We start from the raw sequence: 15,432 nt of genomic DNA on the forward strand, positions 1-15,432 counted from the left end.
ATGGCCACCATCGGGCGACGCGCCTATGCAGAAATCTTCGGCCCCACCGTGGGTGACCGCGTCCGTCTTGCGGACACCGAACTGCTGATCGAGGTTGAAGCCGACTACACCCTGCGAGCCGGCGGCTACGGCGAAGAGGTGAAGTTCGGCGGCGGCAAGACCATCCGCGACGGCATGGCGCAATCGCAGCGCACCCGCGCGCAAGGCGCCGTCGACACGGTATTGACCAACGCACTCATCCTCGACCACTGGGGCATCGTCAAGGCCGACATCGGCCTGAAGGACGGCCGCATCGCCGCCATCGGCAAGGCCGGCAATCCCGACGTGCAGCCAGGCGTGGACATCGTCATCGGCCCGGGCACCGAGATCATCAGCTGCGAGGGCAACATCGTCACCGCAGGCGGCATCGACAGCCACATCCACTTCATCTGCCCGCAGCAGATCGAAGAGGCTCTCTCTTCCGGCGTGACCACCATGCTCGGCGGCGGCACCGGCCCCGCCACCGGCACCTTCGCCACCACCGCAACGCCCGGCCCCTGGCACATCGAGCGCATGCTGCAGGCGGCCGATGCGTTTCCGATGAACCTGGGCTTTCTCGGCAAGGGCAACGCCAGCCTGCCGCACGCGCTGCACGAGCAGATCGAAGCCGGCGTCATCGGCCTGAAGCTGCACGAAGACTGGGGTACCACGCCCGCGGCCATCAGCAACTGCCTGGACGTGGCCGACGCCACCGACACGCAGGTGGCCATCCACAGCGACACGCTCAATGAATCGGGCTTCGTCGAGAACACGATTGCCGCCGTGGGCGGCCGCGCCATCTGCGCCTTTCATACCGAAGGCGCGGGCGGCGGCCATGCGCCCGACATCCTGCGCGTGGTGGGCGAGGCCAACTTTCTGCCCTCCTCCACCAACCCCACGATGCCCTACACCGTGAACACGCTCGACGAACACGTCGACATGCTCATGGTGTGCCACCACCTGGACGCCGGCATCGCAGAAGACCTGGCCTTCGCCGAGTCGCGCATCCGCAAGGAAACCATTGCCGCCGAAGACGTGCTGCACGACCTGGGCGCCATCAGCATGTTCAGCTCCGACAGCCAGGCCATGGGCCGCGTCGGCGAAGTCATCATCCGCACCTGGCAGACCGCGCACAAGATGAAGCTGCAGCGCGGCAAGCTGCCCGAAGACAACGAGCGCAACGACAACTTCCGCGCCAAGCGCTTCGTCGCCAAGTACACGATCAACCCTGCCATTGCGCACGGCATCGCGCACGAAGTGGGTTCGCTCGAAGTCGGCAAATGGGCCGACATCGTGATCTGGAAGCCGGCCTTCTTCGGCGTGAAGCCCTTCACCATCCTGAAGGGCGGCACCATCGCAATGGCCGCAATGGGCGACCCGAACGCATCCATTCCCACGCCGCAGCCGGTGCACTTCCGCCCGATGTTCGGCGCGTACGGCGGCTCGCTGGCGAAGAGCTCACTGACCTTCGTCTCGCAGGCCGGGCTGGCATCGGGCATCAAGGAGCGCTACGGCCTGAGCAAGCACCTGAGCGCGGTGAAGAACATCCGCCACGTGCGCAAGAAGGACCTGATCCACAACGGCTATGCGCCAAAGATGGAGATCGACGCGCAGACCTACGCGGTGCGCGCCGACGGGCATCTGCTGACCTGCGAGCCGGCGAAGCTGCTGCCAATGGCGCAGCGGTATTTCCTGTTTTGAAGCCGGGGTATGCGCCTGCTTGACAGGCTGCGTATCCTCGAAGGTATTCATTCAGCCAACGAGCGCCCCGGGGCGCTCCCTTCGCACCATGCTCACCGCCAACAAACTCATGCCCCAGGGCCGCGGCCTTGCGCCCGTGCTGCTCAAGCGCGCTGCCACCATCGAGCTCGACTGGGACATCCGCCAGAAAAGCCGTTTCGACGCCACCGACTCGCAGGGCCGCCAGATCGGCGTGTTCCTGCCGCGCGGCACCGCCGTGCGGGGCGGCGACGTTCTCGTGGCGGAAGACGGTTCGCTGGTCCGCGTGATCGCTGCGCCGCAGCCGGTGCTGCGCATCACGCATTGCACGGCCCACGGCACGCCCTTCGACCTGACGCGCGCGGCCTATCACCTGGGCAACCGGCACGTGCCGATCGAGCTGAAGCCCGACCACCTCAAGATCGAGCCCGACCATGTGCTGGCCGACATGCTGCGTTCGATGCACCTGATCGTCGTGGCGGTCGATGAGGCTTTCGAGCCCGAGGGCGGTGCATATGGGTCGCACGAGCATTCGCATGGCGGTGGTCACAGTCATGAGCACGGACATTCCCACAGCAATGGCCCGAAGCCGCTCGTGCTCGCGCCGGAGTTGCTCGACGACCATGACCATTCGCACGGTCACGACCACAGCCATCACGGTCACTCGCACTGAGATGAAATTGCGTCGATGCGTTGTCCGTCATTCAGCGCAGCGGTTGATCCCGCGGCACAACGACTGCGCTCATGTGCGAATGGCGCCGGGTGCTCCCCGCAGCGAAATAAAGGAGGAGCCGAAGGCGGGGGACATTCGCGGAGGGGAGCACCCGGTGTCATTCGCACGCACCCCGGACACGCAGATACAGCGCGCGCTGAAAAGCTGACATGCCAGATCCAGCCGCTCAAAGCCTCCTCCAGCTAATCTGGCTGGCTTCACCAGCCCTGCCCGTAGGCGGCTTCTCGTACTCCGAAGGCGTCGAGGCCGCAGTCGAATGGGCCGGCATCGACTCCGAACCGCGCGCCGCCGAATGGCTCGCCGATCAGTTGCACCTGAGCTTCGCGCGCGGCGACCTCGCAGCCTTCGCGCAAGCCGTCATGGCCTGGCGCGCCAACGACACGCAACGAATCCGCCAGCTCAACGAGTGGGTGATGACCACCCGTGAATCGGCGGAGTTCTTCCTGCAGACCGAGCAGATGGGCCGCTCCTTCGTCGAATGGCTCAAGCTGCACCACGCCGACACGGCTCAAGTGTTCGCCGACCTGCCCGCCAGCTACCCCATCGCCTTCGCCTTCGCGGCCAGCCGCACCGACGCCAGCGTGCACGACTGCTGCCTGGCCTTCGCCTTCGGCTGGGCCGAGAACATGGTCGCCGCAGCCGTCAAGGCCGTGCCGCTGGGCCAGAGCGCGGGCCAGCGCATCCTCGGGCGGCTGGCGCAGGAAATTCCCGAGGCCGTGACACGCGCCATGGCCCTCGGCGACGACGAACGCCAGGCCTTCGCGCCCCTGCTGGCTGTGTTGTCGGCCCGCCATGAAACACAATATTCCCGCCTCTTCCGAAGCTGAACCGGACACCTCCTCCATGACCTCCGCCCTGCACCACATCCCCCATCGCACCAAGAAATTGCCCCCGCTGCGCGTTGGCATCGGCGGCCCGGTCGGCTCGGGCAAGACCACGCTGCTCGAAATGCTCTGCAAGGCGATGCGCGACAAGTACGACCTGATCGCCATCACCAACGACATCTACACCAAGGAAGACCAGCGCCTGCTGACCGTGGCCGGCGCGCTGCCGGCCGAACGCATCATGGGCGTCGAGACGGGCGGCTGCCCGCACACCGCGATCCGAGAAGACGCCTCGATCAACCTCGAAGCCATCGACCGCATGCTCGAAGACTTTCCGGATGCCGACATCGTGTTCGTCGAGTCTGGCGGCGACAACCTCGCGGCCACCTTCAGCCCCGAGCTGTCGGACCTCACGATCTACGTGATCGACGTGGCCGCCGGCGAGAAGATTCCGAGAAAGGGCGGGCCCGGCATCACCAAGAGCGACCTCTTCGTGATCAACAAGACCGACCTTGCACCCTACGTTGGCGCCAACCTTGACGTGATGGAGCAGGACACGCAGCGCATGCGCCGCCAGCGCCCCTACGTGATGACCAACCTCAAGACGCTCACGGGCGTGGCCGAGGTGGTCGCGTTCATCGAAGAGCGCGGCATGCTCGCCGCGGGCTGAGGCCTCCGGAAAGAATCAAGGCAGGCCGAAGTAGACCCGCAGGTCGTCCTTGCCTGTGCCCGCCGAGGCCACTGCGATGCGCAGGCGCTCTTCGCTCACGCCGAACCACTGAGTCCAGTAGTCGACCTCCTTGAGGTCCGTGACGTCGATCCGTTCATCGTCCTGGGGAATGCGGATCTCTGTGTCTTCGCGCATCGTCTTCTCCTGAAGAGCCAAATTAAGAAGGAAGTGGCGGCGGGAGCCGGTAAGGCAGTTTCTCCATCCGCCCTACCCGGCCAGCCGGACGATTCCGCTGCCCCGTGCAGGACATTTCCCATAGTCGCTCCCCGTGGCGCGCCATGCGGCGCCGTCCTGCACGCGGCCCCACGGCTTCGATGTTTGAATTTGGCATTGACCTCATTCACTCATGGAATGGAGAAGCCACCATGGAGCCTGATCACCAGCGACTGCTGAGCGTGGGCGTACCGGGCCTGAACGACGTGCTCGGCGGCGGCCTCGAGCCCAACCGGCTCTACCTGCTCGAAGGCACGCCGGGCGCCGGCAAAACGACCATCGCGATGCAGTTCCTGCTCGAAGGCGCGGCGCGCGGCGAGTCGGTTCTGTACGTGACGCTGTCCGAAACCGAGCACGAGCTGCGCGGCGTGGCCGTCTCGCACGGCTGGGACATCTCCGGCGTCCACGTGCGCGAGATGCTGCCCACGCAGGACAGCCTGCAGCCCGAGGAGCAATACACCATGTTCCACCCCTCCGAGGTGGAGCTGAGCGAAACCACGCTGCGCATCCTGAGCGACGTGGAGGCCATCAAGCCCTCGCGCATCGTGTTCGATTCGCTCTCCGAGTTGCGGCTGCTCTCGGGCACCTCGCTGCGCTACCGCCGGCAGATCCTGGCGCTCAAGCAGTTCTTCGCGGGGCGCCAGTGCACGGTGCTGCTGCTGGACGACATGACCGCCACCGAGCACGACCTGCAGGTGCAGAGCATCGCGCACGCGGTGGTGAGGCTGGAGCAGTCGAACTCCGACTACGGCTCCGCGCGCCGCCGGCTGCTGGTCGTGAAATACCGGGGCCAGTCGTTCCGGGGCGGCTACCACGACTACAAGATTCACCGCGGCGGCCTGCAGGTGTTTCCGCGCCTGGTGGCGGCCGAACACGTCAACGACACCGCGCTGAGCAAGCTGCCCAGCGGCATCGAGGCGCTCGACGCGCTGCTGGGCGGCGGCCTCGAGAAGGGCACCAGCACCCTGTTCGTCGGCGCGCCGGGCACGGGCAAGTCGTCCGTGGCGGTGCGATTCGCCATTGCGGCGGCCGAGCGCGGCGAGACGGCCGCGCTCTTCGTCTTCGACGAGAGCGTCAACACCCTGCGCACGCGCAGCGCCGGCCTGGGCATGGCGCTGGATCCCCACCTGCAATCGGGCCGCATCCGCATCAAGCAGGTCGACCCGGCGGAACTCTCCCCCGGCGAGCTGGTGCACGAGATCCGCCAGGCCGTGACGCAGCACGGCGCGAAGGTGATCGTCATCGACAGCCTGAACGGCTATCTCAACGCGATGCCCGACGAGCGCTTTCTCATCGTGCAGCTGCACGAGCTGCTCACCTACCTCGGGCAGTCCGGTGTGGCCACGCTGCTGGTCGGCGCGCAGCACGGGCTCATCGGCATGCAGATGCAGACACCTGTGGACGCCAGCTACCTTGCCGACGCCGTGGTGCTGCTGCGCTACTACGAAGCCGAAGGCGAAGTGCGCCAGGCCATCTCGGTGCTCAAGAAGCGCGGCGGCGCGCACGAGCGCTCCATCCGTGCGTTCTCGATGGACCGGCGGGGCCTGAACGTAGGAGAGCCGCTGCGCCATTTCAGAGGCATCCTGACTGGCGTGCCCGTGCCGATCGACGGCATTGCCACGCCCCCGCAGTGACCGACGGCCCCACGATCCAGTTGCCGCAGCTGCGAGACCCGCAGCTGCGCGTGCTGATGAGAACGGCCACCGCGAAGGACGCCGTGATGGCCTCCGCCGTGCTCCTGCACGCCGGCATCGAGACACAGGTGTGCGCCGACCTCCCCGAACTGCTGCGCGAAACCGAACGCGGTGCCGGCGCGCTGCTGGTGTCCGAAGAAATGCTCACGGGCAGCGGCGCCACCGAACTCGCCGCGGCCGTGGCGACCCAGTCCCCCTGGTCCGACCTGCCGGTGCTGATACTCGCGCGGCAAGGCGCCGATTCGCGCGCCATCACCACCGCCATGGAAGGCATGGCCAACGTCACCGTGCTGGAGCGCCCGATCCGCGTGGCCTCGCTGGTGAGCGCACTGCGCAGCGCGCTGCGCGCACGGCGGCGGCAGTACGAGCTGCGCCGCATCCTGGAAGACCTCAACGAGGCCGACCGGCGCAAGACCGAATTCCTGGCCACCCTGGCGCACGAGCTGCGCAACCCGATGGCGCCGCTGAGCACCGCGCTGGCCATCCTCAAGCGCAAGCCGCTCACGTCGGAAGCCGCCCGGCCCTACTACGACCTCATGGGCCGCCAGCTCGACCACATGGTGCGGCTGGTGAGCGACCTGATGGAGGTCTCGCGCATCACGCGCGGCAAGATCGAGCTGCAACTGGACGAGCTCGCGCTCGACCAGGTGATCCGCGGCGCGGTGGAGCTCAGCCGCCCGCTGATGGACGCCGGCCGCCACACGCTCGGGGTGCACGTCGCCGATGCCTCGCTGGCCTTGAAGGGCGACGGCGTGCGCCTCACGCAGGTGTTCGCGAACCTGCTGAACAACGCTGCCAAGTACACGCCCGAGGGCGGACGCATCGACGTGTTCGTCGAGCACGACGGCCACGGCCATGCGGTGGTGCGCGTGAAAGACAGCGGCGTGGGCATTCCATCCGCCATGCTGGGCGCGATCTTCGACATGTTCGTGCAAGTGAGCGGCACCGCGCGCGCCGCGCAGGGCGGCCTGGGCATCGGCCTCACGCTGGTGAAGAGCATGGTGGAGCTGCACGGCGGCACGGTCAGCGCCAGGAGCGACGGCGCGAACCAGGGCAGCGAGTTCACCGTGTCCCTGCCGCTGCTCGACCACGGGTTGCGGGCCGGCGCGAAGGCCGGAGCCTCGGAGGCCACGATGGCGGTGCAGCACCGCATTCTGGTGGTGGACGACAACCGCGACGCGGCCGAGTCACTCGGGGCGCTGCTGGGCCTGCTCGGCGCGCAGGCGACCGTGGCTTTCAGCGGCCTGGATGCACTGGCGAAGGCCGAGCACTTCCAGCCTTCGGTCGCCATCCTGGACATCGGCATGCCCGGCATGGACGGCTGCGAACTGGCGCGCCGCCTGCGGACGCATCCGCGGCTGCATGGCATCGGGCTGATCGCGCTCACGGGCTGGGGCCAGCCCGACGACCGGCTGCGCATTGCGCAGGCCGGCTTCGACCATCACCTGCTGAAGCCGGTCGATGTAGAGGAACTGGCGGTGGCGCTGCAAAAGCTCGATCAGCGCGGCGCCGCCTGAGGCACCCCGTTCAGAGCTCGCTGCCGTCCCGCAGCTGCCGCGCCTTGTAGACCAGCCGCACGCTCGCACGACGCGGGTCGCTGACCTGCTGCACGTAGACGTCGGTGTCGTTGCTCACCCAGGCGGCGTATGCGCTGCCCGGGTCGCGCGATGCGAGTTCGTTGCCGAACGCCCCGCGGCCCCATTGCACCAGCGCCGCGAAGGCCGCGGCGCCGTTGTCGGGCGTGGCCTGCGCCGCCGCGACGTATTCGACGCGCCGCAGCTCCGAGGCGGCGAAGAAGAAGGTCGGCTCGAACAGCAGTCCTGCGATCTCGACGGGCGCCGCGCGCCAGTTGCCGACGAGGCCACCGCCGAGGCGCTGCGGCCGCTGCACGCGTTCGGCTGCGGGCAATGCGGCCTGCAGCTCTTCGGCTGTCATGCCCAGCCGCACGCCCGGCGGCAGGGCCTGCGCATGCAACGCACCGGCGGCGAGAAGGGTCGCGCTCGCAGCGAGCGCACGGAGAAAAGTCGTCAGGGAGGCAAGAGATCGCACGTCTGGCATCGGGGAAAAGCGGCGGCACCGTGGGACCGCGAGTATGACGCGGAGTTCCACGAGGCCCGTCCCTGCCGGCCTTGCGTCGATCAGTGAGCGCGCTCGTCGGCCAGCAATGGCAGGCGCAGTGTCAGTCCCAGCACGCCGCCGGCATCCGGGGCTGAATAGATGCGTCCACCATGATGGCCGGCAATGCGTTCGCAGGCCTTGGCACTGGCCCCCGCAATCGCGGCCTGCGCGGTGTCGAAAAACCGCGCGAGCGGCGGGCGCACGTCGACGGCATCGAGGTCGCGCCAGTGAATCACGGCCTGCGTGCCTTCCGCATGCGCGCGAACCTGCAGCGTGGCGCCCGCGCGCATCACGCTGGCCGCGTAGTCCGTCACCTTGGCGAGCAGCTCGCGCAGCTCGGCCTCGATCGCCAGCACGGGCACGGCTTCAGCCGGCAGCTGGATGTCGAGACGGATGCCCTGGCAGTCCGGGGCGGCATCGAGCAGCGGTCGCAGGTCTTGCACGCGGCTCGCGCTCATTCTTTGCCGCGCCTCGCTGCGGGCCTGTGCCGCGAGCTCGCGCGCCTTTGCGCCGTTCCGCATGTTGGCGATGAACAGCGAGGCCATCAAGCAGACCACGCCACCAAGGCCGAGAAGGATCACGCCGGCGATGATGGCGCCCAGGTTGCCGGAATGCAGTTGTCCCCCGCTCATCAGCGTGCTCCCGGGGCTTGTTGCATCCCGGGTTCGCCCGGCATGCCGCGCGCGCAGCCGTCCCGTACGCCATCGCAGGCGTCCCATCCTGGAGGGGGCGGCCTGCGGGCGCCATAGAACATCGGCGGCGGCCCTTCACCGCGAAAGCCTGGCGGGGGCGGACGGTAGGGCATGGGCGGCGGGGGCAGCATGATGCAGCCGGTCAGGCCGGTGGCAGCCAGCACGCCCGCGAGGAGTGCAATTCGGTTCATTGGAAGAAGCTCACTGCTGGGTAGAAACGAAAAAGCCGCGCGGGAGAAAAAGAGCACTGAGGCCCCTTTCTCCCGCGCGGCGCGCGTCCTGCATCAGAACGCGTGGCGGATACCGAAGTCGTAGCCGGTGGAAGAGCGCGGCAGGCCCGTGTAGCTGGTGCCCGTGCTGCCGTAGCCCGTGGTGCTGGCCGACACCAGGCTGCCCGTGTAGTTCACGTCGTTGCGGTTGTTCACGCGCGCCACCGTCGCATACAGCGCCGTGCGCTTGGACAGGTTGTGCACGTAGCCAACTGCGAACTTGCGTGCCATCGGGTCTTCGCCCGTGATGCCGGCCGTGCCTTCGTTGTAGCGCACTTGCGAGTACGCCACGCGGATCAGGCCTGCGCCCACCGGCACGGTCGCGCCGATCAGGTAGCCGTTGTAGGTGTCGTGCGTGTCAGCCGCTGCCGCGTAGTCGAACTTGTTCTTCACGTTCGACAGCTCGCCGAACAGCTTCACAGGACCGAAGTCGTACGAAGCGCCCAGGTTGATGGTCTGCACCCTGCGCTCCAGCGCGGTGGTGTCCACGACGGTGCTCTGGCCCACGGCCAGTGCCACGTCCAGGGGACCGTTGGCATAGCCGAAGCGGCCACCGACGTAGCGCCCAGCCGTGCTGCTGGAAGCTGCCGTGGTGCTGGTGGCGTCGGTGCTGGCGTTCTCGTGCAGGCTGTACTGCACCTGGCCGTAGAAGCCGCCCAGGTTCGGCGGCAGGAAGTAGCCGATCGAGTTGCTGGCACGCACGTAGTTGGCATTGTTGATGGTGGTGTTGCCGCTGACGGTGCTGATGACGTTGGTGCCCGAGCCGTTGGTGCCGAACGGGTCGAACACGGTGTCGTTCCAGAAGGTGGCGGTGTAGTCGCGGCCCAGGCGCAGCTCGCCGAAGCCACCCGACAGGCTCACGGTGGAGCGGCGCGCGAAGGTGGAGATGCCGGTGGCGCCGTCGTCGTTGGTGATGGGCGCTTCGAGCCAGAAGCTCGCTGCCAGCCCGCCGCCGAGGTCTTCGGTGCCGCGGAAGCCGATGCGGCTGGAGTTGTAGGCCGAGTTGCCCAGGCTCGTCTTGCTTTGCTTGACCGACGCGCCGGTGGTCGTGTCGCGCGAGGTGCTCGACTGGTAGGTCAGGCCAGCGTCCACGACGCCGAACAACGTGACGGACGATTGGGCAGAAGCCAGGCCGCAGACGGCCAGGGCAGCGAATGCCGTGAGGGTTTTCTTCATTCAGGGTTCTCCAGTTGCAGCGGCTCTCCATCGAGCAGCAGGCACGCATCGTCTCGTTCAAATTCGGAGGAATCTTGTGAATGCCTCTGCTTTGCGTGAACTGTTGTTTGCGTGCACTGCGCCGGGAGAAGCCCCGCACAACCGGAGGAAACACCTCACACAAGAAGTCTCCCAAAAGCAGCGCAATGCTCGGCGACCGAAGGAGTCATCCATGACCATTGCCATGCCAAGCACCGTCGCCACCTCGCTGGGTGTGCAGCAGCTGACCAGCGCATTCAGCCCCGCCTTTTCCTACCTGCGCATTCTTCGCAACCTCATCATTCCGATGCCCGAGGGGCATGCGGTGCGCACCGCGCGCATCGACGCCGTGGTGGTGTGCGAAACCGGCCTCTACCTGTTCGAGATCAAGGCCTGGCGCAACGCCTTTGTCTATCGCAAGAAGTCGGACCAGTCCCCGCCGCGTTGGTTCCTGCGCCTGAACGGCGGCAAGAGCGCGCGCGAGGTGAAAGACCCGGCATGGCAGGGCGGACGCAAGACCACCCAGCTGCGCAGCCTGCTGCCCGACGACCTGCGGCTGCAGTACTTCGTGCTGCTGCCGTGCGAAGGCATCGAGCTCGAAGGCGTGATGCCGGCGGCCGTCATCACCCAGCAGGACCTGCCCTACATCGCGCGCCTGGTGCGCAACAACGGCCGTACCGCGCGCACCTACCGGCTGCTCGACGAAGAGGCCGTCGACCGCACGGTGGAGCGCCTGCTGCAGATACAGGGGTCCCTGTCGCTCGAAGAGCATCTGCAGAACTGCCGCGAAAGAGCCGGGTTCGTCGCGGGCGAACAGGCGGCGCCAGCATGGCCGGTCTCAAACGCCATGGGGTTGCAGTAATGTAAAGACCAAGGTAAAGACCCCGAGCGGCCCGGGGCAGCCGGAGAAAAGTCCTAAATTTCTCCGACATTGGCAAAGACCATCCGTCGATGCACTTTCCCAAGTCCCTCGCAGCGGCCAGCGCGCTGCTTGCCTCTCTCGTCGCCCCTCTCGTCGCTCTTCCCGCCTGGGCCGTCGAACCGTTCACCGTCAGGGACATCAAGCTGGAGGGCCTCCAGCGCGTCGAGCCCGGCACCGTCTTCGCCACCATGGGCCTTCGCGCCGGCGACACCTACAGCGACGAGCGCGGCAGCGCCGCCATCCGCGAGCTGTTCAAGCTCGGCCTCTTCAAGGACGTGCGCATCGACGTGAACGGCAACGTGCTGGTGGTGGTGGTGGAAGAGCGCCCCTCCATCGCCGACGTCGACTTCGTGGGCACCAAGGAGTTCGACAAGGCCGCGCTGCAGAAGGCGCTGCGCGAGGTGGGCATCGCAGAAGGGCAGGCCTACGACAAGGCACTGGCCGACCGAGCCGAGCAGGAGCTCAAGCGGCAGTACATCAGCCGCAGTCTTTACAACGCGCAGGTCATCACCACCGTCACGCCGCTGGAGAACAACCGCGTGAACCTGACCTTCACCGTGACCGAAGGCGAGTCCGCGCGCATCAAGGAAGTGCACGTGGTCGGCAACAAGGCCTTCAGCGAAAGCACACTGCTCGACCTGTTCGACCAGGACACCGGCGGCTGGCTCGACTGGTACACCAAGTCCAACCAGTACTCGCGCACCAAGTTCAACGGCGACCTGGAGACGCTGCGCTCCTACTACATCACGCGCGGCTACCTGGAGTTCCGCATCGAGTCGACGCAGGTCGCCATCTCGCCGGACCGGCAGGCGCTGACCCTCACCATCAACATCATCGAAGGCCAGAAGTTCGTGGTGGCCGGCGTGAAGCTCGCGGGCGACTACGTGGGCCACGAGGACGAGTTCAAGACGCTGGTGACCATCCGCCCCGGCGCGCCCTACAACGGCGAAGACGTGGCCGCCACCACCAAGGCCTTCACCGACTACTTCGGCACCTTCGGCTATGCCTTCGCACGCGTGAAGGCCGAGCCCGAGATCGACCGCGAGAACAATCGCGTCACGCTGGTGCTGAAGGCCGAGTCCTCGCGCCGTGCGTACGTGCGGCGCATCAACATCGGCGGCAATGCGCGTACGCGCGACGAGGTGATCCGCCGCGAGTTCCGCCAGTACGAAGGCGCCTGGTACGACGGCAACAAGATTCGCGCCTCGCGCGACCGGGTCGACCGCCTGGGCTTCTTCACCGAAGTGAACGTCGACACCGTCGACGTGCCCGGCTCGCCCGACCAGGTCGACCTGGTGGTGAACGTGGCCGAGAAGCCGACCGGCTCGCTGCAGCTGGGCGCGGGCTACTCGTCCACCGACAAGGTCTCGCTGAGCTTCGGCATCACGCAGGAGAACGTGTTCGGCAGCGGCAACTACCTGGGGCTGAACGTGAACACGAGTTCGTACAACCGCACCATCTCGGTCACGGCGACCGACCCGTACTTCACCAAGGACGGCATCTCGCGCACGATCAACGTGTTTCACACCACCACGCGGCCGTACTACGAGGCCGACGGCAACTACAAGCTCGCGAGCGAAGGCGGCTCCATCCGCTTCGGCTTTCCGGTGGGCGAGCAGGACACGGTGTTTCTCGGCATCGGCCTGGAGCGCTGGTCGTTCACGCCCGGCACCAACGGCACCTACACGCTGGTCGACGGCTCGTACGTGTACACAGCCACGCCGCAGGCCTACCTCGACTATTTCAAGTGCACGGGCACCGCGCCGAGCGTGACCTGCGCCAAGTCGAGCGTGGTGGGCATCCCGGCCACGCTGGGCTGGTCGCGCGACGACCGCGACAGCGCACTGGTGCCCACGCGCGGCCGGCTGCAGAGCGCCAACCTCGAAATCGGCGTGGGCAGCGAACTGCGCTACCTGAAGACCAACTACCAGTACCAGCAGTACTTCCCGCTGTCCAAGCAGTACACGCTGGCCATCAACGGCCAGCTCGGCTATGCGCGGGCGCTGGGAGACAGCACCTACCCGATCTTCAAGAACTTCTACGCCGGCGGCCTGGGCTCGATCCGCGGCTTCGAGCAGAACTCGCTCGGCCCGCTCGACTCGGTCACGGCCGGTGCGCTCGGCGGCACGCGCAAGGCGATCTTCAACATGGAGTTCAGCACGCCCTTCCCCGGCGCAGGCAACGACAAGACGCTGCGCCTGTACACCTTCTTTGACGCGGGCAACGTGTTCGCCGACCGCACCGCCAGCATGACGGACGCGCAATGGAAGGCGCAGAACCGCATTCGCGCATCTGCCGGCATCGGCATCAGCTGGATCTCGCCGCTCGGCCCGCTGCGGCTGGCCTACGCGGTGCCGCTGATCTACCAGAAGGAAGACACGGCCAACGGCATCTCGGCCGACCGCACGCAGCGCTTCCAGTTCCAGATCGGAACCTCCTTCTGAGCGGAGTACCCTGGCCATGGCTCGCATCCTGCTGGTGGAAGACGGACGCGACAGCAGCGCCCCGCTGCTGCTCGGCCACCTGCAAGGCGCAGGCCACGAGGTCGAGCAGGTCGAAGACGGCTCGGCAGCGCTGGAGCGCATCCTGAGCATGCCGCCAGCGCTCACCCTGCTCGACATCGTGCTGCCGCGCATCGACGGCATCCAGGTGCTGGAGACGGTGCGCTCGTACGGCAACCACCCGATCATCATGCTGACGGCGCGCGCGCAGGAAGCCGACCGGCTGCTGGCGCTCGACCTGGGCGCCGACGACTATGTCTGCAAGCCCTTTTCGCCGCGCGAGGTGGTGGCGCGCATCCACACGGTGCTGCGCCGGCATGCGCAGTGGCGCGATACGGCCGCCCGGCCCTCGACAGCGGTGCGCTTCGACGATCCGCGAGGCAATGCCTGCCTGGAGGGGCGCGCACTGAGGCTGACGCGCCGCGAGCTGCTGTTGTTGCGGGCGCTGTCGCGCGACCCCGGCCGGGTGTTCACACGCTCCAAGCTGCTCGAAGCCGCGTTTCCGGAGGCGTTCGACGTCAACGAGCGCGCGGTCGACGGGCACATCAAGAACCTGCGCAAGAAGCTCGCGGCCGCCGTGCCTTCGCACGACTGGATCCGCTCGGTCTACGGTGTGGGCTTCAGCTTCGCGGAGCGGCCGACCTGAGCCCGCACGCCCGCTGCAAGCGTGGCTTGCGAGAGTCAGCCTTCGGCGCGCGGCGGCACCAACGCGCGGGCGCGCGCCGTGCCTTCCAGCGCGCGGGGCCGCACCGGCCGCATGCCACCGCCACCGGGGGGCGGCATCCCGCCGGGCGGCGGGCCACCAGCACCCCCAAAGCCAGCACCCGGCCGCGGCGGCCGGTCAGTCACCGGGTTCGCCGCCGGGTCCACCACCAGCGCGAGCGTGGCAACGTAGCGCTGCCGCTCCTCGCGCACCGCGCCGAGCACCGTTGCGCCGGCCTTCAATGCGATGCCGTCCACGCTGTTGAGCGTGTCGCGCAGCCGCGCGCGCTGATAGAGCGGCATCTGCGTGTAGAGAAACTCGCTCAGCGCATCGGGCAGGAAGAACTGCGAGGTGAGCACGGCGTGCGCGCCCTTGATCACCTTGAAATGGATGTGCGTGGTGCGCCCCGCATACCAGCCCGGGTACAAGGTGCCGAAGGACACGGCGCCCTCGCTGTCGGTGTGCTGGCGGCCGCGCAGGAAGGTCTTGCCTTCGAACGACTGGGCGCGGTCGTCGCCCTGCTCGCCGAAGCCCGAGTAGCGCCCCTGCGCGTCGCAGTGCCACAGGTCCACGCGCAGCCTGGGCACCGGCCGGCCGGCCGCGTCGCACACAGTGAAGCGCACGTCCAGCGGCACGCCGTCGAGCCCTTCGGTGATGTCGCGGCGCTCCAGTGCGAGGTCGAGGTAGTACGGCCCTTCGGTGGCCTGCGCAGTCAGCGGCAGGCGGCGCGGCGCGGCCAGTGCCAGGCGTGCCGATGCCGACAGGCCCGCAGCGCCGAAGGCGGCCAGCAGTCCGCGGCGCCCGGGGAGCAGCGAATCGGGGGGTGTCATGGCGTCTTTTCCTTGTCGATCGGTCCGGTGCCGGACGCGGCGGGCCGCGTGGCGCATCCCTCCGCCCAGAAGACGAACAGCGTCCACGCCTGGGCGATCAGCCAGAAAAAAACCGTGATCGCCAGCTGCAGCGGCAGGCCCATGTGAGGAGGGTTCATGGCCTGCATCGTGCGGGCCGATTCAGGAGAAATGGTGGAGAAATTTCCTCCCAATTTCCTCCACATTCGGCCGCAATGATCGGCCGCTTGCCCATGAAGTACCCCTTCGCCTGC

The 15,432-nt window shown here is 67.4% G+C and carries 16 protein-coding genes; 9 read left to right on the forward strand and 7 right to left on the reverse strand.

Annotation, left to right across the window (positions count from 1 at the left end):
* From ureC to ureG, 4 genes are all read left to right on the forward strand, one after another.
* A complete protein-coding gene (gene ureC / locus ACZYSP_RS22290; RefSeq protein WP_093057421.1) occupies positions 1-1,719 on the forward strand; it encodes an urease subunit alpha in 1,719 nt (572 codons plus the stop codon).
* 88 nt (positions 1,720-1,807) lie between these two features.
* Positions 1,808-2,410, forward strand: coding sequence for an urease accessory protein UreE (gene ureE / locus ACZYSP_RS22295; protein ID WP_354337656.1), 603 nt, complete (start codon positions 1,808-1,810; stop codon positions 2,408-2,410).
* A 209-nt stretch (positions 2,411-2,619) separates the two neighbouring features.
* Positions 2,620-3,297: an urease accessory protein UreF gene (locus ACZYSP_RS22300; protein ID WP_489016585.1), complete on the forward strand. Its 678-nt coding sequence runs from the start codon at positions 2,620-2,622 to the stop codon at positions 3,295-3,297.
* Between the two features lie 16 nt (positions 3,298-3,313).
* Positions 3,314-3,964 (forward strand): urease accessory protein UreG, encoded by a 651-nt coding sequence (ureG, locus tag ACZYSP_RS22305; protein WP_093057418.1) that lies wholly within the window; start codon positions 3,314-3,316, stop codon positions 3,962-3,964.
* 15 nt (positions 3,965-3,979) lie between these two features.
* On the opposite strand, the gene ACZYSP_RS22310 is transcribed toward ureG, so the two are convergent.
* Entirely contained in the window at positions 3,980-4,159 is a 180-nt protein-coding gene (locus ACZYSP_RS22310) for a DUF3606 domain-containing protein (RefSeq protein ID WP_093057417.1), read from the reverse strand.
* A gap of 230 nt (positions 4,160-4,389) precedes the next feature.
* Between ACZYSP_RS22310 and ACZYSP_RS22315 the strand changes: the two genes are divergently transcribed.
* Positions 4,390-5,871 (forward strand): ATPase domain-containing protein, encoded by a 1,482-nt coding sequence (locus ACZYSP_RS22315; RefSeq protein ID WP_093077509.1) that lies wholly within the window; start codon positions 4,390-4,392, stop codon positions 5,869-5,871.
* Positions 5,868-7,448 (forward strand): hybrid sensor histidine kinase/response regulator, encoded by a 1,581-nt coding sequence (locus ACZYSP_RS22320; RefSeq protein WP_489016589.1) that lies wholly within the window; start codon positions 5,868-5,870, stop codon positions 7,446-7,448. Before ACZYSP_RS22315 ends, ACZYSP_RS22320 begins: the two co-directional genes overlap by 4 nt.
* Positions 7,449-7,458: 10 nt before the next feature.
* On the opposite strand, the gene ACZYSP_RS22325 is transcribed toward ACZYSP_RS22320, so the two are convergent.
* The 4 genes from ACZYSP_RS22325 to ACZYSP_RS22340 form a co-directional block, all read right to left on the reverse strand.
* Positions 7,459-7,989 carry a hypothetical protein gene (locus ACZYSP_RS22325; RefSeq protein ID WP_093077511.1) on the reverse strand — a complete coding sequence of 177 codons (531 nt, stop codon included), beginning with the start codon at positions 7,987-7,989 and terminating at the stop codon, positions 7,459-7,461.
* A gap of 80 nt (positions 7,990-8,069) precedes the next feature.
* Positions 8,070-8,681 (reverse strand): ATP-binding protein, encoded by a 612-nt coding sequence (locus tag ACZYSP_RS22330; protein WP_177142459.1) that lies wholly within the window; start codon positions 8,679-8,681, stop codon positions 8,070-8,072.
* On the reverse strand, positions 8,681-8,932 hold the full coding sequence (locus ACZYSP_RS22335; protein ID WP_101952286.1) for a hypothetical protein: 252 nt from the start codon (positions 8,930-8,932) through the stop codon (positions 8,681-8,683). Before ACZYSP_RS22335 ends, ACZYSP_RS22330 begins: the two co-directional genes overlap by 1 nt.
* 93 nt (positions 8,933-9,025) lie before the next feature.
* Positions 9,026-10,186, reverse strand: a complete 1,161-nt coding sequence (locus ACZYSP_RS22340; RefSeq protein ID WP_093057368.1) for a porin — start codon at positions 10,184-10,186, stop codon at positions 9,026-9,028.
* Between the two features lie 211 nt (positions 10,187-10,397).
* Here ACZYSP_RS22340 and ACZYSP_RS22345 point away from each other — a divergent pair, with 211 nt between their 5' ends.
* From ACZYSP_RS22345 to ACZYSP_RS22355, 3 genes are all read left to right on the forward strand, one after another.
* Entirely contained in the window at positions 10,398-11,066 is a 669-nt protein-coding gene (locus tag ACZYSP_RS22345) for a nuclease-related domain-containing protein (RefSeq protein ID WP_354339465.1), read from the forward strand.
* 89 nt (positions 11,067-11,155) lie between these two features.
* The gene (gene bamA / locus ACZYSP_RS22350; protein ID WP_489016593.1) at positions 11,156-13,570 is read left to right on the forward strand and encodes an outer membrane protein assembly factor BamA; all 2,415 of its coding nucleotides are present in this window, start codon (positions 11,156-11,158) and stop codon (positions 13,568-13,570) included.
* A 16-nt stretch (positions 13,571-13,586) separates the two neighbouring features.
* Positions 13,587-14,273 carry a response regulator gene (locus ACZYSP_RS22355; RefSeq protein ID WP_440532476.1) on the forward strand — a complete coding sequence of 229 codons (687 nt, stop codon included), beginning with the start codon at positions 13,587-13,589 and terminating at the stop codon, positions 14,271-14,273.
* A 35-nt stretch (positions 14,274-14,308) separates the two neighbouring features.
* On the opposite strand, the gene ACZYSP_RS22360 is transcribed toward ACZYSP_RS22355, so the two are convergent.
* Positions 14,309-15,160, reverse strand: a complete 852-nt coding sequence (locus ACZYSP_RS22360; protein ID WP_489016596.1) for an intradiol ring-cleavage dioxygenase — start codon at positions 15,158-15,160, stop codon at positions 14,309-14,311.
* Complete coding sequence (locus tag ACZYSP_RS22365; protein ID WP_256216802.1) at positions 15,157-15,318, reverse strand: hypothetical protein; 162 nt, start codon at positions 15,316-15,318, stop codon at positions 15,157-15,159. Before ACZYSP_RS22365 ends, ACZYSP_RS22360 begins: the two co-directional genes overlap by 4 nt.
* Positions 15,319-15,432 lie beyond the last annotated feature (114 nt).

Source organism: Variovorax sp. F042 (genome assembly GCF_057814215.1).

Bases quoted from the DNA above. Each gene is read 5' to 3' on its own strand.
- ACZYSP_RS22300 (WP_489016585.1), top strand. From the start codon at position 2,620: ATGCCAGATCCAGCCGCTCAAAGCCTCCTCCAGCTAATCTGGCTGGCT.
- ureE (WP_354337656.1), top strand. From the start codon at position 1,808: ATGCTCACCGCCAACAAACTCATGCCCCAGGGCCGCGGCCTTGCGCCC.
- ACZYSP_RS22330 (WP_177142459.1), bottom strand. From the start codon at position 8,681: ATGAGCGGGGGACAACTGCATTCCGGCAACCTGGGCGCCATCATCGCC.
- ACZYSP_RS22365 (WP_256216802.1), bottom strand. From the start codon at position 15,318: ATGAACCCTCCTCACATGGGCCTGCCGCTGCAGCTGGCGATCACGGTT.
- ureC (WP_093057421.1), top strand. From the start codon at position 1: ATGGCCACCATCGGGCGACGCGCCTATGCAGAAATCTTCGGCCCCACC.
- ureG (WP_093057418.1), top strand. From the start codon at position 3,314: ATGACCTCCGCCCTGCACCACATCCCCCATCGCACCAAGAAATTGCCC.
- ACZYSP_RS22340 (WP_093057368.1), bottom strand. From the start codon at position 10,186: ATGAAGAAAACCCTCACGGCATTCGCTGCCCTGGCCGTCTGCGGCCTG.
- ACZYSP_RS22325 (WP_093077511.1), bottom strand. From the start codon at position 7,989: ATGCCAGACGTGCGATCTCTTGCCTCCCTGACGACTTTTCTCCGTGCG.
- ACZYSP_RS22355 (WP_440532476.1), top strand. From the start codon at position 13,587: ATGGCTCGCATCCTGCTGGTGGAAGACGGACGCGACAGCAGCGCCCCG.
- ACZYSP_RS22310 (WP_093057417.1), bottom strand. From the start codon at position 4,159: ATGCGCGAAGACACAGAGATCCGCATTCCCCAGGACGATGAACGGATC.
- ACZYSP_RS22315 (WP_093077509.1), top strand. From the start codon at position 4,390: ATGGAGCCTGATCACCAGCGACTGCTGAGCGTGGGCGTACCGGGCCTG.
- bamA (WP_489016593.1), top strand. From the start codon at position 11,156: ATGCACTTTCCCAAGTCCCTCGCAGCGGCCAGCGCGCTGCTTGCCTCT.
- ACZYSP_RS22335 (WP_101952286.1), bottom strand. From the start codon at position 8,932: ATGAACCGAATTGCACTCCTCGCGGGCGTGCTGGCTGCCACCGGCCTG.
- ACZYSP_RS22345 (WP_354339465.1), top strand. From the start codon at position 10,398: ATGACCATTGCCATGCCAAGCACCGTCGCCACCTCGCTGGGTGTGCAG.
- ACZYSP_RS22360 (WP_489016596.1), bottom strand. From the start codon at position 15,160: ATGACACCCCCCGATTCGCTGCTCCCCGGGCGCCGCGGACTGCTGGCC.